General features: G+C 40.5%; 14 protein-coding genes. 10 read left to right on the top strand and 4 right to left on the bottom strand.

The features are described 5' to 3' along the window. The first annotated feature begins 326 nt into the window (after nt 1-326). Nucleotides 327-3,566 carry a hypothetical protein gene (locus IMO47_RS19290; protein WP_196077792.1) on the top strand — a complete coding sequence of 1,080 codons (3,240 nt, stop codon included), beginning with the start codon at nt 327-329 and terminating at the stop codon, nt 3,564-3,566. Between the two features lie 88 nt (nt 3,567-3,654). Here IMO47_RS19290 and IMO47_RS19285 read toward each other — a convergent pair whose 3' ends face one another. From IMO47_RS19285 to IMO47_RS19275, 3 genes are all read right to left on the bottom strand, one after another. Beyond that, on the bottom strand, nt 3,655-4,938 hold the full coding sequence (locus IMO47_RS19285; protein ID WP_100884588.1) for a ribonucleotide-diphosphate reductase subunit beta: 1,284 nt from the start codon (nt 4,936-4,938) through the stop codon (nt 3,655-3,657). A 140-nt stretch (nt 4,939-5,078) separates the two neighbouring features. Continuing rightward, a complete protein-coding gene (locus tag IMO47_RS19280; protein WP_196077641.1) occupies nt 5,079-5,210 on the bottom strand; it encodes a preprotein translocase subunit YajC in 132 nt (43 codons plus the stop codon). 128 nt (nt 5,211-5,338) lie between these two features. Further along, nucleotides 5,339-8,212, bottom strand: coding sequence for a ribonucleoside-diphosphate reductase subunit alpha (locus IMO47_RS19275; protein ID WP_196077644.1), 2,874 nt, complete (start codon nt 8,210-8,212; stop codon nt 5,339-5,341). Nucleotides 8,213-8,766: 554 nt separating this feature from the next. Here IMO47_RS19275 and bfmR point away from each other — a divergent pair. After that, on the top strand, nt 8,767-9,480 hold the full coding sequence (gene bfmR, locus IMO47_RS19270; protein WP_004722855.1) for a response regulator transcription factor BfmR: 714 nt from the start codon (nt 8,767-8,769) through the stop codon (nt 9,478-9,480). A 64-nt stretch (nt 9,481-9,544) separates the two neighbouring features. After that, nucleotides 9,545-11,173 (top strand): sensor histidine kinase BfmS, encoded by a 1,629-nt coding sequence (gene bfmS / locus IMO47_RS19265; protein WP_198426932.1) that lies wholly within the window; start codon nt 9,545-9,547, stop codon nt 11,171-11,173. A 103-nt stretch (nt 11,174-11,276) separates the two neighbouring features. Here bfmS and IMO47_RS19260 read toward each other — a convergent pair whose 3' ends face one another. Continuing rightward, nucleotides 11,277-11,627 carry a hypothetical protein gene (locus tag IMO47_RS19260; protein ID WP_196077640.1) on the bottom strand — a complete coding sequence of 117 codons (351 nt, stop codon included), beginning with the start codon at nt 11,625-11,627 and terminating at the stop codon, nt 11,277-11,279. 1,038 nt (nt 11,628-12,665) lie between these two features. Here IMO47_RS19260 and IMO47_RS19255 point away from each other — a divergent pair. The 7 genes from IMO47_RS19255 (at nt 12,666) to nuoH (ending at nt 21,337) form a co-directional block, all read left to right on the top strand. Then, nucleotides 12,666-13,214, top strand: coding sequence for an NADH-quinone oxidoreductase subunit A (locus IMO47_RS19255; protein ID WP_196077639.1), 549 nt, complete (start codon nt 12,666-12,668; stop codon nt 13,212-13,214). Between the two features lie 7 nt (nt 13,215-13,221). After that, complete coding sequence (locus IMO47_RS19250; RefSeq protein WP_004827935.1) at nt 13,222-13,899, top strand: NADH-quinone oxidoreductase subunit B; 678 nt, start codon at nt 13,222-13,224, stop codon at nt 13,897-13,899. A gap of 86 nt (nt 13,900-13,985) precedes the next feature. Continuing rightward, entirely contained in the window at nt 13,986-15,773 is a 1,788-nt protein-coding gene (nuoC, locus tag IMO47_RS19245; protein WP_196077638.1) for an NADH-quinone oxidoreductase subunit C/D, read from the top strand. A gap of 14 nt (nt 15,774-15,787) precedes the next feature. After that, nucleotides 15,788-16,297 (top strand): NADH-quinone oxidoreductase subunit NuoE, encoded by a 510-nt coding sequence (gene nuoE / locus IMO47_RS19240; RefSeq protein ID WP_004827939.1) that lies wholly within the window; start codon nt 15,788-15,790, stop codon nt 16,295-16,297. Next, nucleotides 16,294-17,625 (top strand): NADH-quinone oxidoreductase subunit NuoF, encoded by a 1,332-nt coding sequence (gene nuoF, locus IMO47_RS19235; RefSeq protein ID WP_196077637.1) that lies wholly within the window; start codon nt 16,294-16,296, stop codon nt 17,623-17,625. Before nuoE ends, nuoF begins: the two co-directional genes overlap by 4 nt. An 11-nt stretch (nt 17,626-17,636) precedes the next feature. Then, entirely contained in the window at nt 17,637-20,321 is a 2,685-nt protein-coding gene (nuoG, locus tag IMO47_RS19230) for an NADH-quinone oxidoreductase subunit NuoG (RefSeq protein WP_196077636.1), read from the top strand. 2 nt (nt 20,322-20,323) lie between these two features. Beyond that, nucleotides 20,324-21,337 carry an NADH-quinone oxidoreductase subunit NuoH gene (gene nuoH, locus IMO47_RS19225; protein WP_004827946.1) on the top strand — a complete coding sequence of 338 codons (1,014 nt, stop codon included), beginning with the start codon at nt 20,324-20,326 and terminating at the stop codon, nt 21,335-21,337. Nucleotides 21,338-21,343: the final 6 nt, after the last annotated feature.

The following is a 21,343-nucleotide window of genomic DNA, read 5'->3' as shown; positions in this document are numbered from 1 at the left end:
TGAAAGATCAATTGAGTTTTTTTTTAATACTATGAAATTTAAAGGTATTTTTTAGTATTATTACCATTCTATTGAAATTTATAACAACAATATTTTTTAATAAGATATTTAAAATCAATAAAATATTACTCATTATAGGTTAGTAAGAGTTTTGGAAAATTGATACAGTTTTTAGCTATTGATTGATACATAAATTTAATTTATTTTCGAATATTAGAGATCGTACAAAGAGTTGTTTTGGTCCTTAATAGCTTTAAAAAGAATATAAATTGTTATGATGATTATTTTTGATGAAATCTTAAAATTTTTTATAAAGTGAGTATTTAATGACTTTGCCTGATAATTTTTCTGCTAAAGAGTTTTTAAAAAATAGGAGACCAGAAGAGTTTTCTAGCTCTATTGTTGTTGAAACAGGAGTTCTCGATAGAGTCCAATTGGAGCATTATTTAGCTACACTTAATATACGTAGTCAAGAATTAGAATTTGAGACATTTGCAAAAAAATTATGTGAAAAAATTATTTGCCCAAACCTTTTAGAGCAAACAGGACCTGTTGCAGGTGGTGATGGAAAAACAGATACTCAGACCTTTCCTGTTTCTTCACAGAATCAATTATTGTGGCTTGAAGGAGTTAATGAGCAATCTCACAATGAACGTTGGGCTTTTGCTGTAAGTACTCAAAAAGATTGGAAAGCCAAGTGTAAAAAAGATGTAAAAAAAATTGTTGAAACGGGCATGGGGTATGTAAAAGTTTTTTGTATAACAAATCAATCAATTAAAGCAGATCAAAGAAGTAAATTAGAGGATGAGTTAACCAAGCAATATTCAATTGATGTACGTATTTTAGATTTAAGTTGGATATTGGACCAAATTTATAAGAATCAGTTAGAGTTTCTAGCAATCAATACATTAAGTATTCCTACATCTTATAAAAGAGAAATTGAATTAAGTGCTGATGATTATCAGAAACAAAAAGAATTAGATAGATTGAATAAACTAATTACAGAAAAAATTGATGCTTCAAAAATTACAACTCAGCAGGTAGATTATTTCCTAGAGGTGGCTATTCTAAGCAAAGAATTAGAAAAACCTATAATTGATACCCAAAGTTTATTTGATCGGGCTGTTCGAGTTGCTAAAAAATTTGGAACATCTCAGCAATCATTAGAGGCAAGTTATCAGTATGCTTGGGCTGCACACTGGTGGTTTGAAGATTATTCATTATTTGAGAGTAATTTAGAATTAACTTTTGAAAATCTTGCAGAAAATACTAACTCAGAAAGTTGGGAGAAAATAGTAAACTTATTGACAATTTACTATGGGAGGTATAGCTATTTAAAAGATATACATCCTAGTGTAGATATTGATTGTATCTATAATAATACCATTGATGTATTGGATAGATTATCAAAAGATTTAAGTCGTCCAAGTAACTCATTAATGGCATCTATTCACTTGGATTTATTACAGCTAATTGTTAAGTTTCCAGATGAAAAATATTGTATAGAGTTATTAAAAAAGACACTTGAAACGTGTCGATTGGGAAGTAATCTAATAGGTTTTCCTTTTGAAAAATTTTATAATTTATTTCAGGAATTGGATATTATTTTTGATAAATATGAAGAATATGAAGAACTTTTAGATTACTTTACAGAGCAATCTGGTTTGCGTGATAGTGAGACAAAGACAGCAAAACTACAACTTGAACGTGGATTGAAGCGTTTAGACGATAATAAGCCATACCAAGCTATTAAGTTATTAGGGAAGTCTGTTTCAGGTCTAAATAAAAAAGAAACGTATGATGAAATGACTTATGCAAATCTATTATTATCTGAAGCATATTCAAGGGTTGGTCTTAGATGGGCAAGTAGAGGAAGTCTATTATTTTCAGCATCACTTCTAGCAAATTATTTTCATAAAGAAAAATTAATTTTACCCTCAGCTATAAAAGTCTATTGGCAACTTGCGTGGAAAGAGTTGGAGTTAGGTAGAATTCCTCAATCATTACGTTGGGCAGAACTAGCACTACTTAGCTTAAATGCAATAAAAGATGATTACATAGATGAGGAAGAGTTAATACGATTTGATGGGTGTTTAGCTCATTTATTATTAAATTGTAGGTTTGATCAACTTGCTGAGCTCGAATATTTACCTGATTTTTTAGAAAAATTGCAACTTTTCTTTTCTAATAGTGCTCTCCTATATATTTTAGGATATGAAGATAAGTTAAAAGAAGAATTTCAGCAAACCTCTTTAGATGAGTTTGTGAAAACATTATTTTTGTGTCGAGATACAGATACTAGACATCCTACATCTCAAATTTTACCTACATTAGGAAAGTCTATTACCTACACTACTAGAGTGTCGGGATGTGAATTTAAAATTCAATTTCCAAATCGCTCCCCATATATTGAACTGTCTGAATCTATTTTGACTACAATCGAAAATTTCTTTTCTACAAATCCAATTGATAAAGTTTTTACAAAAATTAGCTCATTAGAAATTAATATTATTGGTGATGATGAAAATAGCACCATATCTCATGAATTTAGTAAATCCTCCAAGGGAATATATGTGGATATTTTCTGTTCTAATTTTACATGGGAGCATTTAGATCAAAATAATCAAAAAATAGTTTTTGAGTGGTTTGTTCAGTTTGTTATTGAATGTTTGATTAAAGTTTATCATGTTCTAGATATTGAAAAATTTGTAGAAGCCTCATTCATAACTGATTTATCTATTACAAGGTCTATTGCATTTAGTACATGTTTTGGTGCGACATACAATGTCATGGGAAGAGATTCCCATAAAAATGTTTTAGACATACTTAATGGTAATAAGGGAACTAAATTTGAGTTAATTAGAAAGTTGTCTTGGGATCAAGGTAGCCCAAAAGTGCTACAAAATAAAACTGAGAAAATTCAAATGGGAGATCATAAAAAAACTCCTGATTTTGGAAATTTAGAATCTATAAGTCATGATCAAATTGCTGTAACGACTTTGATTAAACCTGAATTATGGGATGAGGCAGCATGGCATGGTTTAGCTTTCATGTGTTTTGAAAATAAACCTCCTGTTATTCTTTTAATTTTTAAAAAAGAAGGGGGAGAGGATGTCTTCATGGACTTATATGAGAATTTAGGTCAGGTTGATAGCTTAGAAAGACTGAGATTCTCCATAATAAGAGGGGTGTCTAAAGAAGAACCTTATAATTATAGAGTTTTACTTACGGAAAATATTATGGCTAATGATCAACATAAATTAATTACTATGTGTAGTCGTATTCATGAGATGACACCGCCTACAGATCGGAATTGGAGTAATTTTGAAAAGGAATATAAAAAGTATGGCTCATATAGTTTAAGTTTTGGTGTATTTTTTAATGGTCAATTTTACCCATATCCAGAGTTTGAAAAATATTTAATTAAGAAGAAAGAACTTGTAATTAAAAATGCTTGGGAAGTTGGTATTAATGATATTGAAAGAATAGTTTTAAGGCATGATGATGAGCCTTTAATTCCAGAAGAAGCTGAACATATTCCTTATTTTGAAAATTTTAAAAAATAATACTATGTGTATGACACCTGTCATGTCGTTCCATGACAGGTGTTGTGTCGTTTATGACAACTGATGTGTCGTTCAACGACGGTCTACCTTACCAACTCAACGCACCACCAGTTTGATAATCAGTCACACGCGTTTCAAAGAAGTTCTTCTCTTTACGCAAGTCCATCATCTCAGACATCCACTGGAACGGGTTGTTTACACCAGCAAACTGCTCAGGAAGACCAAGCTGTGCTAAACGACGGTTACAGATGAATTTCAAATATTCTTCCATCATCGCTGCATTCATACCCAATACACCGCGTGGCATGGTGTCACGCGCATATTCGATTTCAAGCATGGTGCCTTCAAGAATCATTTGAATGATTTCTTCTTGGAACTCGGCAGTCCATAAGTGTGGATTTTCGATCTTGATTTGGTTAATCATGTCGATACCAAAGTTCAAGTGCATCGACTCATCACGCAAGATGTATTGGAATTGCTCAGCAACACCATTCATCTTGTTACGACGACCCATGGACAAGATTTGGCTGAAACCACAGTAGAAGAAGATCCCTTCAAGTACACAATAGAATGCAATCAGGTTACGTAGTAAGATCTGATCGTTTTCAGGAGTACCCGTATGGAAAGTAGGATCACTCAAAGACTGTGTATATTTCAGGCCCCACGCTGCTTTACGGGCAACCGATGGAACTTCACGGTACATGTTAAAGACTTCGCCTTCATCCATACCCAAAGATTCGATACAGTACTGGTAAGCATGCGTATGAATCGCTTCTTCAAATGCTTGACGCAAGATGTATTGACGGCATTCAGGGTTGGTAATATGACGGTAGATCGCCAAAACCAGGTTGTTTGCAACCAATGAGTCTGCAGTCGAGAAGAAACCTAAAGAACGCATTACAATGGTACGCTCATCTTCAGTCAAACCATTTTCAGACTTCCACAGTGCGATGTCATGGTTCATGTTGACTTCTTGTGGCATCCAGTGGTTTGCACATCCGTCTAGGTATTTTTGCCAAGCCCACTCGTATTTGAATGGTACAAGCTGGTTTAAATCTGCGCGACAGTTGATCATGGCTTTATCATCAACCTGTACGCGCTGCGCACCCATTTCAAGCTCTTCCAAGCCCGGTGCAACATCCAACTTTTCTAAGGCGTGAGATGCTCTTGCCAACGAATCGGTTGGATTTGTTGATCTTGCTGAATAGGTTCCAGCGGATTGTGCAGCTGCCAAATTCTGCGATGATTGCTTTGCATCAGATACCACTTGCGAATCAGTCGTTTTTTTCGGTTCGACGGGCGCAGGCTGGTGAGCTTGTGCAGCTTGTTTCGGTTCATCATCTTCAAAATCGTCCCAACTTAGGATAGACATCGTTGTTCTCTCTTCGTTGTTAATATCTATGTTCGACATCTCACAAAAAAGATGTCACTACTATACGCTTATTCTGTGCAAGCAAAATTAAGTTTTGCCGATAGTTGTTTTGTTCTTGTTCGAAAGAACAGATACCCACACTACTTATTTTGATTACGCTTTTGCTGTTTGCGGATCGCAATAAATGCATAGACCGCAGGGATATAAAAAATCAGAAAGGCCAAGATCAGCACAATTATGCCTAACTCATAGTTATGACTTAAATGGAACATGGCTCAGCCTTTTATGATTTCAAACTTATTCAATCCCCTGATCTCTCTTTTTTAAAGGGAGGGACTTGCATCCCACCATTTACTTCGAGGAATCTCCCTCCTTTTAAAGGGAGGGGCGGGAGGATGACTTACTGACAAGCTTCACAATCTGGATTGTCGATTGAGCATGCTTGTGGCACTGGTGCTGCTTGAGAGAAGCCTTCTTCTTCAGCAGGTGCTACAGGCTTAGCTTCTGATGCAACCGCCGCCACTGGAGCAGCCACAGTGGTTGCTTTTACTGCGTTTAAAGCACCCGTATTAATGGTTGATTTTTCCGCAGATGTTGCACCCAATGCACGGAGGTAATACGTGGTTTTAAGACCACGTAACCAAGCCATCTTATACGTGATGTCAAGTTTTTTACCATTTGCACCTGAGATGTATAGGTTCAATGACTGTGCTTGATCAATCCATTTTTGACGACGTGATGCAGCATCCACGATCCAACGTGTATCCACTTCAAATGCGGTTGCAAAAATTGCTTTTAATTCATCAGGAATACGGGCAATTTTTTGTACAGAACCTTCGAAATGTTTAAGGTCGTTCACCATAACAGCGTCCCAGAGACCACGATCTTTTAACGCACGTACTAAGTACGGGTTGATCACTGTAAATTCACCTGAAAGGTTTGATTTTACATAAAGGTTTTGGAACGTTGGTTCGATTGACTGTGAAACACCACAAATGTTTGAGATGGTTGCTGTAGGCGCAATCGCCATCACATTTGAGTTACGCATACCGTCTTTTTGTACTTTGGCACGTAAAGTGTCCCAGTCCAAACGTTGGGTACGGTCAACTTCGAACATGCGCTCTGGACGAGATTTCGCAACAATATCTAAAGAGTCGATTGGCAAGATACCTTGATCCCACAATGAACCTTTGAATGTTGAATAAACACCACGTTCAATCGCAAGGTCGCTAGAAGTTTGGATCGCATAGTAGCTGATCACTTCCATGGACTCGTCGGCAAAGTCGACTGCTTCATCTGAGCCATAACCCATACCCAATTCATATAAAGCATCTTGGAAGCCCATGATACCCATACCGACTGGACGGTGTTTCAGGTTTGAATTACGTGCTTGTTCAACTGCGTAGTAGTTGATGTCAATCACGTTGTCGAGCATGCGAACTGCTGTTTTTACAGTACGTGCTAGTTTTTCACGGTCAAGTTTACCGCCTTGAACATGTTGAACAAGGTTGATTGAACCTAGGTTACATACTGCGATTTCATCTTTATTGGTATTTAAAGTGATTTCTGTACATAAGTTAGATGAGTGAACTACGCCAACATGTTGTTGTGGTGAACGTAAGTTACATACATCTTTGAATGTGATCCACGGATGACCTGTTTCAAACAACATTGATAACATTTTGCGCCATAAGTCTTTCGCACGGATTTTCTTATGCAGCATGTTGTTTTCTTTAGCAACGCTTTCATAGTAAGCATAACGTTCAGCAAACTCAGTTCCTGTAAGGTCATGCAAATCAGGTGTTTCAGATGGTGTGAACAATGTCCATTCCGCATCTTCAAACACACGTTGCATAAACAAATCCGGAACCCAGTTTGCAGTGTTCATATCGTGTGTACGACGACGGTCATCACCTGTGTTTTTACGCAGCTCCAGGAATTCTTCAATATCCAAGTGCCAAGTTTCAAGGTATGCACATACGGCACCTTTACGTTTACCGCCTTGGTTGACTGCAACAGCAGTATCGTTGGCAACTTTGAGGAAAGGAACAACACCTTGAGATTTACCGTTTGTGCCTTTGATGTATGAGTTCAACGCACGAACTGGTGTCCAGTCATTTCCTAAACCACCCGCCCATTTAGACAGTAGGGCATTGTCACGCATAGCACCATAGATGTCATAAAGATCATCTTGAATTGTGGTGAGGTAACAGCTCGACAATTGTGGACGTAAGGTACCTGAGTTAAACAGTGTCGGTGTAGACGCCATATAATCGAAGCTAGACAATAAGTCATAGAACTCAATTGCACGATCTTCACGTTGCTCTTCATTTAATGCAAGCCCCATAGAGACACGCATAAAGAACAATTGTGGAAGTTCGAAACGTACATCGTTTGAGTGAATGAAGTAGCGGTCAAACAGGGTTTGCAGACCTAAGTAGGTAAATTGGTTTGAGCGTTCTGGTTTAATCGCTGCTGCCAATTTAGCAAGGTCGAAGTTCAAAAGTTCTGGTGAAAGAAGTTCCAGCTCGATCCCTTTTTTCAGGTAAGTTTCAAGCGCATCGCCTTCTTCGGTATCTGTCGCTAAACCTAAGAATTTTAAACCAGTTGCCACTAAATCATCACGAAGTAAACGTGCCGTCACATAAGTGTAGTTTGGTTCTTGTTCGATACGGGTACGTGTCGCCATCATCATGGTGGTTGAGATGTCTGACTGTTTTACACCGTTATATAAGTTTTTAACTGTTTCATCGACAATGGCTTGAACATCAATACCTTCTAAACCTTCGCTGGCTTTTTCAATCGTGGCTTGAAGTTTGCCCAAATCTAGAGGCTGAAGCTGACCATTCGCATCTGTGATTTGTAGGGTTGGGTGATGATGAGCACCCGTTTGTTTGCGTGCTTCAGAACGTTGCTCACGGTAGATCACATAAGCACGCGCAACTTTTTGTTCACCTGTACGCATAAGCGCCAATTCAACTTGGTCTTGAATTTCTTCAATGTGAATTGTTCCACCAGACGGTAAACGACGATTAAAAGTGTTCATAACCATTTCTGTTAATTGTGTAATACGGTCATGAATTCGGCTTGAGTCTGCGCTTTGCTGGCCCTCAACAGCCAAAAAAGCTTTACCAATTGCTACAGCGATTTTATCTGCATCAAAAGCGGCAACATCACCAGTGCGTTTAATCACTTGTAGTTGACCAGGGGTTGTAATGGCGTTCATTGTCAGCGTAGCTCCATTGTCATCATCATTGTTATGTTTATGGACCATTTGAACCGGACGAGTTGCAATTTTGTTCGTCACGATGTTTGAGGACTAAACACAATACTTAGTGGTTTAATTTAATTTAGAACACAAGATACGGTAATTTTAAGGTCAGATCAATATTGACATTTTAAGAATGTTTTATCTCTAATCAGTAAATTTTTATTCGTGTCTTTTTCCCTTGAACAATCATTTTTGTTATATGCCTTATTTGGCAAGGACATAGCATAACAAAGACCACCAAGAGTGCTTATAGATAACTATGTGGATAACTCAAAAAGCGATGAACTGATTAAACAGAATATGAACAATGAAATATTTTGTATAAAAAATAGTCTGGGTATTGATTGTGTTAGGAATATTGCTGCATAAAGGTGTGAAAACTTGGAAAACTGTCTACAATTCAATAGTTAATAAAAATATAACAAATTGATACTCTCATGTATCAGTTTGGTGAATGAGGTCTTGTTTACATTGTAAACGTGTGTATATTGCAAAACATAGTGTCTTGAATCTGCGAGATTTGTAGCAGTGACCAAACTAAATATAGGGGCAAATAGATGAGCCAAGAAGAAAAGTTACCAAAGATTTTGATTGTTGAAGATGACGAGCGTCTTGCTCGCTTAACTCAAGAATATTTAATTCGTAATGGTCTTGAGGTTGGGGTAGAACCGGATGGCAATCGTGCAATTCGCCGAATTATTGCGGAGCAACCAGATTTGGTCGTATTGGATGTGATGTTGCCGGGCGCAGACGGTTTAACCGTTTGTCGTGAAGTTCGTCCACATTATCATCAACCAATTTTGATGTTGACTGCACGTACTGAAGATATGGATCAAGTGCTTGGTTTGGAAATGGGGGCAGATGACTATGTTGCTAAACCTGTTCAGCCTCGTGTATTGCTAGCACGTATCCGTGCTTTATTGCGTCGTACAGACAAAGCACCAGAAGATGAAGTGGCTCAACGCATTGAGTTTGATGATCTTGTGATTGACAATGGCGGTCGTTCAGTGACCTTAAATGGTGAGTTGGTTGATTTTACCAGCGCTGAATATGATTTACTTTGGTTATTGGCGTCAAACGCAGGGCGTATTTTATCCCGTGAAGACATCTTTGAGCGTTTGCGTGGTATTGAATACGATGGTCAAGACCGTTCCATCGATGTCCGTATTTCTCGTATTCGTCCAAAAATTGGCGATGATCCAGAAAATCCAAAACGTATTAAAACTGTACGTAGTAAAGGTTATCTATTTGTTAAAGAGACTGGCTTATAAATGATGGGTCAATCATCTAACATGCTTGCCTATAGAAAGGCAGGCATAACGAAGGTGAGTTTGCGTGTCTAAACACAGTATATTCCTGCGTATTTATGCTGGACTGGTTATTCTTGTGGTGTTGGTGGCATTGTTTGGATACTTGCTTGTTCAAATAATTAACTACCAACGTGCGCAGGAATATCGCGAATCTTTAACAGATGGCATTTCATTTGTGATTAGCGAAGGTGTAGCACGTCAACAAACTGAACAGCAACGTCTTGATTGGATTTCGGACGCTTCTGATTTATTGGAATTGCCTATTTATTATTTGGATGCACAAAAAGTTGATTTATCACGTACCGAAGAAAAACGTATTGAAAATCAGAAAGCCGTTGTGCGTTATGATGCTGAACAGGGAATTGCCTATTTAGTGTTGGGAATCCGCAATGATCCCAAACACTATCTTTATATCAAAGTCGATCAAATTGGCGAACGCCAGATGAAGGCATTACCTGTCTTTATTTTGGATTATCTGGTTTATTATCCGGGACAGGAACAAGAATATCTCAAAAAAATTCAACAGCACTTTTCCTACCATGTGGGTGTTGAAAAAATATCTCAGCTCAATCTTGATTCAGAGCAAATCGGTCGTTTAAGGTCCGATCAAAGTGTCATTTTATGGCGTGACAGTGCAACAGTCCGTGGCACAACCATTTCCATCGTCTCTCCGTTGCCAAACTCACCAACCAATGTACTGGTACTCGGACCTGTTCCGATGTTTAACTGGATGCCAGTCAAGCTTGCAGCCGGAATAACTTTGTTGAGTATGTTCTTGCTTTGCTTGGGGGTGTACGGTTTGATCGTGCCAATGCAACGTAAGTTGAAGCAGGTCAATCAAGCTTTGGATGTCATGAAAACCGGTGATATGTCTCAGCGTGTTCCTGTTGAAGGGCATGATGAGATGGCGAGTCTTGCCAGTAGCTATAACAGCATGTCTGATCATATTCAGCGTTTGATCGAAGCTCAACGGGAGTTGATGCGTGCGGTATCGCATGAGTTGCGGACGCCTGTAGCGCGGATTCGTTTTGGCATGGAAATGTTGGCAGATGAAGAAGATCATGAGTATCGTCTGCAACAGGTTGAAATGATCGACAAAGACATTGAGGCTTTGAATACCTTGATTGATGAGATCATGACTTATGCCAAGTTGGAACAGGGTACGCCTTCTTTGGACTTTGAAAAAATCGCATTGATTGATGTTTTACAGCAGGTTGCTACAGAAACTGAGGCGTTGAAAACTCAGAAGATCATTCATCTCAATCCACTTTCTTCTGATGTGGTGGTGGATGCAGAGCGTCGTTATTTACACCGGGTTGTGCAAAATCTCGTGGGTAATGCGGTACGTTATTGTGATCATCAAGTCAGCTTGAGTGGTGGTGTCAATCATCAAACCAAAATGGCATATGTGTGTGTAGAGGATGATGGTCCAGGGATTCCTGAAGAAGACCGTAAGCGTGTATTTGAAGCATTTGCACGCTTGGACGACAGTCGAACTCGCGCTTCCGGTGGCTATGGTTTGGGATTGTCGATTGTCAGTCGTATTGCTTATTGGTTTGGCGGTACGATTGAGGTCGATCAAAGTCCTGAACTCGGTGGGGCAAGATTTACCATGTCTTGGCCTGTTGAGCGGTTTAAGAAAAAGAAAGTATAAATCCATATATTTATGTGTGGTTAAAAGCTGAAAAAAACACCGAAATATTTCGGTGTTTTTTTATTTAAAGATCAGTCAGGCTGATGAGGTTCAGCCTTGAAGCTTATTCCTGAAGAGTTGCATCCGGGGCAATGATGGGTTTATTTTCTCTCAATGCCTGTAAAGCGTCTGCATTAAAGTCAATCAACAAGCTGTTTTGTTCCGCATCAATTTTATAGCCACTGATAATCTTCTGATCACCTTGAATCGTATCAATTCGATATTCATCTGCAATATTTAAGATACCTTCCAGATTTGTTGTGGTTGCAGCAAGGTCTTGACGGAAAATTTCATAAACATCACGAAGATCAAAAATCGCATTTTGTGCATCAGGATGCTTTTTGACATAATTTTCAATATGACGGACAAGTAATTGTGCAAATAAAAAATAATTTGGTTTGCTGCTAAATTCCATGTTTTAACCCCTAAATTATTGATTTAAAGTGAATGATATTTAGCATACACAGGAAAAACGTTTGATGTGTATAGGCTGTGTAGATAATTCGTCTATGTTTGCGACAACAAGTATTGTTTATTCAATACCCATCAAAGCATCAAACATTTTGATGGGTGCTGTAATTGAATTCAGTGGTACGGCATATCCATAATATCTTGTCATTGAGCTCATCTTTAAAGCAGAGTTGGAAAAGATATCTTGAAGGGCAGGGGATCGAGCAGATCGAGTGTTGGATGGTTGTTGGGCATATAAATGCTGACCCGTATATCAGCATCAATCAAATACAGGTCCGGGTATAAGGAAATGCATACATGGGAAAACACATCATACGTAGATCTCAACCCCTGGCTGTGCGAAAAAGTGGGATTGGATCAATCTTGATAAAATGAAATGTTGGCAGAGCAAGGTAGGTCAAAAGTAGGCGTCTCATATTTTGGAAAAGAGAAATAAAAAAACTATTTTAGCCTGAGGATACCTATTTTGATAATGGGGTTGTTATGTGGAGGGTGGCGATTTGATTAAATGACATTATTTATCACATAAAGATATTTTTTATTAAAAGTGTTGAGTGCTGAAATATTACTTTTCAACATAGAATGTAACAAAATATTTTAAATATAATTTTGCGGAATGCGTGCAAATTTGTTGTTGAATAAACCCAAATAGATGCATAAAAGTGATGTCTCAGAAATTTTAATAAGGATTAAGCTACTGATTTGTCATTTTTAATTCATCTCATCAAAATATACTTCGGAAAAATTAATAAAAAATAGCAATGGAATTTGATAAAGCGATAAATGAACGTGCGAATGCGTGGAATCATGAAAAATAATGTGTTTTGTCTAAAAAATCATCCGAAAGACTTAGAGCTATTAACTAGCAAGAGATGACATCAATCGGGTACAATTGACCAGATTTATTTTGTGTTTGGTGTATTTGCAAGGCCAATACATACATTCTTTGTTAAATAATAGGCCTGCCAGGAGTTATCCCCGCATGAGTGCCATTACTCCATACGATTGGGCAATCATTGCCTTCGTGATCGGCGTGACATTTTTATGTGTCTTTATGCTCACCGTTCCTTTGCTCCTTGGGGGTAAATCATGGGGACGTGCGAAGCAAGAGCAATTTGAATCAGGTGTGGTTAGTGCTGGTGGAGCACGTATCCGCTTGTCTGCAAAGTTCTACCTCGTCGCAATCTTCTTTGTTGTATTCGATTTGGAAGCCCTGTATTTGTACGCTTGGGCGACATCTGTACGTGAAGTAGGTTGGTTCGGGTTTTCAGCTGCGGCTGTATTTATTTTAGTTTTACTCGTTGGTTTAATTTATGAATTATCTACAGGTGCCTTGAACTGGTCGCCTTCAGATAAACGTAAAATAGCAGGGATTAAACCTAAAATTGGTTCACCGAATATGGACCTTGCAGAAATTACTCGCTTCAATTCAATTGAAGAGTTGGTGACTGATCCTACAGGAACGATTCCAGCTCAATCTTCTGGTCGTGTGAAAGATAAAACACCGACCATGTCTCTGAACAAGGAGTAACTCGGGAATGAAATATACCTTAACCCGTGCGAATCCAGAAGCTGAACAATATCCGCTTCAAGATCGTCAGATTGTGACAGATCCACTTGAAGAAGAAGTGAATAAAAATGTATTCATGACTCGTTTAGAGGACGTGTTGCATACAGCTGTGAACTGGGGCCGTAAAAACTCATTATGGCCTTTTAACTTTGGTACTTCGTGCTGCTATGTAGAATATGCAACGACTTTAACCGGTGTGCATGATTTGTCACGTTTTGGTGCTGAGGTTATCCGTGCTTCGCCACGTCAGGCTGACTTGATGATTGTAGCAGGGACATGCTTTGTCAAAATGGCACCTGTTATTCAACGTTTGTATGAACAAATGCTTGAGCCAAAATGGGTAATTTCAATGGGTGCCTGTGCAAACTCTGGTGGTATGTACGACATTTATTCTGTTGTGCAAGGCGTAGATAAAATCATTCCTGTTGACGTGTACGTTCCAGGTTGCCCACCACGTCCAGAAGCACTCATTCAGGCGTTGATGTTGTTGCAAGACCAAATTCAATTAGAACGTCGTCCGCTTTCTGCGGTAATTGGTGATGATCTTCAGCCAGTATACAAGCCAAAGATGATGCCAGAACGCGACCGTAAGAACGCTGAACGTATTGCAGTGAAAAACTTACGCTCTATGGATGAGATTGAGTAATTTTTTCTGATGAATGTTTGACATACCTGAAGGGTATGATCATCAGGAAATTTGACAGAATTTGTATTAAATAGGAAGCCAAGCCAATGGCTGAAACTGAAATTGCTATGCCAGAATCAACTCCAGTTGATTCCCGCCCAGCATTTGCGATTGTAGAAGATCTCAAAGCCAAATTTGGTGAGAACTTTTACGTGCAACCGACGTTTGAAGATTTTCCAACGGTCTGGGTTGAGCGCGCACGTGTACAAGAAGTTTTGATGTACCTACGTACAGTGCCACGTCCTTATGTGATGTTGTTTGACTTATCTGCGGTGGATGAGCGTTTGCGTACTCACCGTGATGGTTTGCCTGCATCAGACTTCACAGTGTTCTATCACTTGCTTTCATTGGAACGCAATAGTGATATCCGTATTAAAGTTGCGTTGAATGAGAATGATATTAACATTCCAACGGCAACCAACATTTGGCCGAATGCCAACTGGTACGAGCGTGAAGCATACGATATGTTTGGGATCAATTTCGAAGGGCATCCGATGCTTCGTCGTATTTTGCTGCCAACCTATTGGGAAGGTCATCCGTTGCGTAAAGAATACTCTGCACGTGCGACGGAATATACACCGTATATGCAGGACAAAGCGAAACAGGATTTCGAGCAAGAACATCTTCGTTTTGTTCCAGAAGATTGGGGTCTAAAGCGCGGCAATGCAGATGAAGACTTCATGTTCTTGAACTTAGGACCAAACCATCCATCTGCGCATGGTGCATTCCGTGTCATTTTGCAGTTAGATGGCGAAGAAGTTAAAGACTGTGTGCCTGATATCGGTTATCACCACCGTGGTGTGGAAAAGATGGCTGAACGTCAAACTTGGCATTCGTTCATTCCTTATACTGACCGTGTAGACTACTTGGGTGGTTGTGCGCAAAACATGCCTTATGTGATGGGTGTGGAGCAATTGGCAGGAATTACCGTTCCTGATCGAGCACAATGTATCCGTGTCATGATGTCTGAATTATTCCGTATCAATAACCACTTGTTGTATATCGGTACTGCGATTCAGGATGCTGGGGGTATGACCCCTGTATTCTATATGTTTGCGGATCGTCAAAAAATCTATGACGCCATTGAAGCGATTACGGGTTTCCGTATGCATCCTGCATGGTTCCGTATCGGCGGTACAGCGCATGATCTTCCAAACAACTGGCAAAAATTGATTCGTGAAATTCTCGAATGGATGCCAAAACGTTTGAAGGAATATCATACTGCGGCACTTAAAAACTCTGTCTTTGTTGGTCGTACCCGCAATGTTGCACAATACGATGCGAAATCGGCATTGGCTTGGGGTGTGACTGGTACAGGCTTACGTGCGACAGGTATCGACTTTGATGTGCGTAAATATCGTCCTTATAGCGGTTATGAAAATTACGATTTTGAAGTGCCATTGGAATATGAAGGCGATGCTTATGCACGTGTGATGGTTCACTATCGTGAAATCGAAGAGTCACTTAAAATTATCAAACAATGTTTAGATAATATGCCTTCAGGTGCTTATAAAGCAGATCATCCATTGGCAGTTCCACCACCAAAAGACAAGACTTTACAAGATATTGAAACCTTGATTACGCACTTCCTGAGCGTGTCATGGGGTCCTGTAATGCCAGCAGGTGAAGCATCTGTAATGGCAGAAGTGGTGAAAGGTGCGTCTAACTATTACTTGACTTCAGATAAGTCAACCATGAGTTATCGTACACGTATTCGTACACCAACTTTCACACACTTGCAGCAAATTCCTTCCGTGATTAACGGCAGTCTTGTATCTGACTTGATCATTTATTTAGCGACGATTGATGTCGTTATGGCTGACGTGGATCGCTAAGGGGTAAACGCATTATGATGATTTTGACTGATAAAAAACCACGTGTGAATGTTGAAGGGATTTTGACCAGCGAAGAAATCCATGAGATTGAACATCACATTGGTCACTACCCGTACCCACGTGCAGCATCTTTAGATGCATTGAAGTGTGTGCAACGCCGTAATGGTTGGGTGGATGATGCGCAGTTACATGCAATTGCTCAATTATTGACAATTACAACTGCGGATTTGGAAGGTGTTGCAACATTTTATAACCGTATTTACCGTCAACCTGTGGGTCGCCACGTAATTTTATTATGTGATTCGATTGCTTGTTTCTTGATGGGTGCGGAAACTTTAGCAGAAGCTTTCCAACGTGAGTTGGGTATCCAATTTGGTCAAACGACAGCTGATGGTCGTTTTACCTTATTGCCTATCTGCTGTTTAGGGAACTGTGACAAAGGTCCAACCCTAATGATTGATGAAGATACTCACGGTTTGGTTGAAGTGACTTCTGTGAAACAGTTATTGGAGAAGTATGTATGAATACCGAACCAAAACCAATTTATGGCGACGGAAATCCTGAAACTCACCCATTAACATGGCGTTTGAGTAAGCAAGAATCTGTTCGTAGTGCTGATGACTATGAAGCTTTAGAAGGTTATGCAGGCTTTAAGAAAGCACTGTCTATGCCACCTAAAGATGTGCTTGAAGTGATTAAAGCCGCGACTGTAAAAGGCCGTGGTGGTGCAGGTTTCCCAGCAGGGATTAAATGGTCATTGATGGCACCGAATGATGGTGGTCCACGTTATCTGATCTGTAATGCCGATGAGATGGAGCCGGGTACCTTCAAAGACCGTTTGTTGATGGAAAAACTTCCTCACCAATTGATCGAAGGAATGTTGATTGCAGGTTACACCCTGGAAGCAACCCAAGGCTATATCTTCATTCGTGGTGAGTACATCGAAGCGGCACAATACTTAAATGAAGCTTTAGAGCAAGTTCGCGCTAAAGGTTATTTGGGTGACAACATCTTAGGTACAGGTTGGAACTTTGAGTTGCATGTGCATACCGGTGCAGGGCGTTATATCTGTGGTGAAGAAACTGCATTGATTAACTCTCTTGAAGGTCGCCGTGCCAATCCGCGTACTAAACCACCATTCCCGCAAGTTGCAGGGGCATGGGGTCGTCCTACGATTGTGAACAACGTAGAAACCTATAACAACTTGCCTGCAATCATGTTGCGTGGTCCAGAGTGGTATATCGGTTTGTCTGCGGGTAAATCTAAAGATCCAGGCACAAAAATCTATGGTGCGTCAGGTAAAGTAACTTTCCCTGGACTATGGGAATTGCCGTTTGGTACAACTGCGCGTGAAGTGATTGAAGAACATGCAGGCGGTATGCGTGATGGTCTAAAACTTAAAGCATGGTTACCAGGTGGAGCATCAACAGACTTCTTGGCTGCTGAACACATTGATCTTCCAATGGACTCAGAAAGCATTATGAAAGCAGGTTCCCGTCTAGGAACATGTTTGTTGATGGTGGTTGATGAAACTCAGTGTATGGTTTCTGCAACCCGTAACTTAGAAGAATTCTTTGCGCGCGAATCATGCGGTTGGTGTACACCTTGCCGTGATGGTTTACCTTGGGCTGTTAAAGCACTGAAAGCATTAGAGTCTGGCGAAGGTAAACAGGAAGATATCGATCATTTACAAGAGCTTACCCGTAAGCTTTGGATTGGTAAAACTTTCTGTGCCCATGCACCAGGTGCGATGGAGCCACTGATGGGCGCACTCAAACATTTCCGTAGCGAGTTTGAAGCTAAAGTGACAAAAAGTCCGATCGCTCAAGCCAGCAACGTAGAACAAGCTTAAGGAATTCGACTATGGCTACAATTCATGTCGATGGAAAATCGTACGAAGTCAATGGCTCGGAAAACTTGCTGCAAGCATGTTTGAGTCTTGGCATCGACATCCCATATTTTTGTTGGCATCCAGCTTTAGGTTCTGTCGGTTCTTGCCGTCAATGTGCTGTTACTCAATATGCGAATCCGGAAGATACTCGTGGTCGCTTAGTAATGTCATGTATGACACCTGCATCTGACAATACCTATATTTCGATTGAAGACAAAGAAGCAAAAGATTTCCGTGAGTCTATCGTGGAATTCTTGATGACCAACCATCCACACGACTGTCCCGTCTGTGAAGAGGGTGGTCACTGTCATCTTCAAGATATGACTGTGATGACACAACACGACCGCCGTCGTTATCGCTTTACCAAACGTACACACCATAACCAAGAGTTGGGTTCTTTCATTGCGCATGAGATGAACCGTTGTATCGCATGCTATCGTTGTGTTCGTTACTATAATGATTATGCGGGCGGTACAGATTTTGGTGTTTATGCCAATGCATCACGTGTTTACTTCGGTCGTCCGGAATCAGGAACGCTAGAGTCTGAATTCTCGGGTAACTTGACTGAAGTTTGTCCAACAGGTGTATTTACCGATAAAACACATTCTGCACGCTATAACCGTAAATGGGACATGCAGTATGCGCCAAGCGTATGCCAAGGCTGTTCTTCAGGCTGTAACATTTCACCCGGGGAACGTTATGGTGAATTGCGTCGTGTAGAAAACCGTTTCAATGGTGAAGTTAACCAATACTTCCTGTGTGACAAAGGTCGTTTTGGTACGGGTTATGTAAACCGTGAAGATCGTCCTCGTCAACCACAGTTCCGTAATGGCGCAGATGTTGAAACCGTTTCTGTAGATATGGCGCTCGATACAGTGATCGCAAATGTTCAAGGCAAAAAAGTCTTGGGTATTGGTTCACCACGCGCATCATTAGAATCAAATTATGCATTGCGTGAGTTGGTTGGTCAGCAAAACTACTCAACAGGGATGTCTCAAAAAGAGCAAAACTTGGTTGAGTTGGCTGCTTCAATCATGCAGGCTGAGGGTGTTTATAACCCGGGCATGCGTGAGATTGAAAGCTATGATGCTGTATTGATCTTAGGTGAAGACCTTACTCAAACAGCACCGCGTATGGCATTGTCAGTTCGCCAAGCTGCGAAAAACAAAGCCAAGCAAATGGCGGCAGATCGACGTACTCAAGATTGGTTGGCTGAACCTGTTAAGCGTATTGGTCAGGATGAAAATTCTCCGATCTATATCTTGGCTGCTACACAAACGCGTTTAGCTGATGTGGCGGCAGGTGAAGTTGTTGCTTCTCCAAACGATATTGCGCGTTTAGGTTTTGCTGTTGCTGCTGCTGTAAAAGGTGATGCAATTCTTGGTTTGGATGACGATGCGAAAGCATTTGCTCAAACTGTTGCCGATACATTGAAAGCAGCGAAAAAACCATTGATCATCTCTGGAACAAGTTTGCAGGACGCTGCCATTATGGAAGCTGCCGCGCAGGTTGCACAGAATTTAGGTGAAAATGCCGGTTTAACATTGACGGTTCCTGAAGTGAACTCAATGGGCTTGGCACTGTTCGGTGGTTTAAGCTTAGAGCAAGCATTTGCACAGGATTATGATTCAATCATTATCGTTGAAAATGACTTGTTCCGCCGTCTACCAGCAACGCAAGTACAAGCTGCTTTAGCAAAAGCGCAGAGCGTCATTGTTCTTGATCATTCTGAAACCGAGACTGTTAATGCTGCAGATGTGGTTCTTTCTGCTGCGAGTTTCGCTGAAGGCGATGGTACAGTGGTCAGTCAAGAAGGTCGTGCACAACGTTTCTACCAAGTTTATGATCCAAGTTACTACAAACCGGAATATGCCATTAAAGAATCATGGCGTTGGTTGCATGCCGTTGAGACGGGTGTCAAAGGTAAAGCGATTTCATGGACCTTGTTGGATGACGTAATTGAATCTGTCGTGAAAAATGTTCCAGCGTTGGAAGCGATTCAAGATGTTGCTCCTGATGCAGGCTATCGTGTTCATGGTTTGAAAATTGCCCGTGAACCACGTCGTTATTCAGGACGTACGGCAATCCGTGCGCCATTGAACGTACATGAGCCGAAACAACCTGTCGATGTGGATACCGCATTAACATTCTCAATGGAAGGTTATGTTGGACCACAAAACGCATCATCATTGGTACCGTTTGCATGGGCACCGGGTTGGAACTCTCCACAAGCTTGGAATAAATACCAAGACGAAGTGGGTGGACATCTGAAAGGTGGTGATTCTGGTATTCGTTTATTTGATCGTTTAGTCAAACGTCCTGCACGGAGCTATGTTGCGCCAAGTGCTGTTGTAACGAATCCAGACAGTTTCCGTCTTGTTCCAATGCATCATATTTTTGCTTCTGGTGAATTTACAGTAAAAACGCCGGCAATGGAGTCACGTATTCCAGAAGCTGCTTTTGCAGTAGGTGAACAGGATGCAGCACGCTTGAATGTACAAGATGGTCAACAACTGACCGTACAGGCCGGTGAGACAACAATCAGTCTTCCTGTGCACGTGATTGAGTATTTACCAACAGGTTATATCGGTTATCCAGTTGGACAGGCACCAACCGTTTCACTTGCTGAACCTGTATCTGTAACGGTAGGAGTGTAATCATGAATGAATCTTTACGCGCCCTACCGACATGGGCACAAGACTGGCCGATTGCCTATTCAGTCATCCAAGCCATTGTGATTTTGTTGGTTGTGGTTCTGCTTGCAGCATTGATGTCATTTATTGAACGTCGTTTGCTCGGTCTGTGGCAAGACCGTTACGGTCCGAACCGTGTAGGTCCGGGCGGGATGTTCCAGATCGTTGCCGACATGTTGAAAATCATGTTTAAAGAAGACTGGACACCTAAGTTCGTTGATAAACTGACTTTCCGTTTAGCGCCAGCAGTTGCGATGGCAACTGCGGTACTGTCATTTATGGTCATTCCTGTTTCACCTTATTTAGGTGTTGCAGATATGAGCATTGGCTTATTGTTCTTTATGGCAATGGCAGGTATCGCTGTTTATGCCGTGTTATTTGGTGGTTGGGCTTCAAACAACAAATATGCATTGCTTGGTGGTCTGCGTTCAGCAGCACAAACCATTTCTTATGAGGTCTTCTTAGGGATTTCATTGATGGGGGTTGTTGCAATCGCCGGTTCATTCAACCTACGTGAAATCGTAGAAGCACAACGTGATGTATGGTTTGTGGTTCCACAATTTATTGGTTTCATGATCTTTGTGGTTGCTGGTGTTGCAGTAACACATCGTCACCCATTTGACCAACCCGAAGCTGAGCAAGAGTTGGCAGAGGGGTACCATGTTGAGTATGGTGGTATGAAATGGGGGATGTTCTTCGTTGCTGAATATGTCAACATCATTCTTATTTCAGCACTGATCGTGACTTTATTCTTCGGCGGTTGGTTGGCACCTTTTAATTTAAATATTCCATTCATTCCAGATGCGTTCTGGTTCATTGCGAAAACAGCATTCTTTGTGATGATGTTTGTCTTGGCTCGTGGTTCTTTAATGCGCCCACGTTATGACCAAGTGATGAATTTTGGTTGGAAAGTGTGTTTACCACTTGCATTGGTCAACCTTTTGGTGACTGGTGCTGTGATTCTGATGAATCAAGCCTAGGACAGC

Source organism: Acinetobacter sp. Res13-Abat-PEC15-P4-01 (genome assembly GCF_015676285.1).
Lineage (GTDB): Bacteria > Pseudomonadota > Gammaproteobacteria > Pseudomonadales > Moraxellaceae > Acinetobacter > Acinetobacter nematophilus.
The sequence above is the reverse complement of the archived record's forward strand: the minus strand, read 5'-3'. Positions and strand labels throughout refer to the sequence as shown.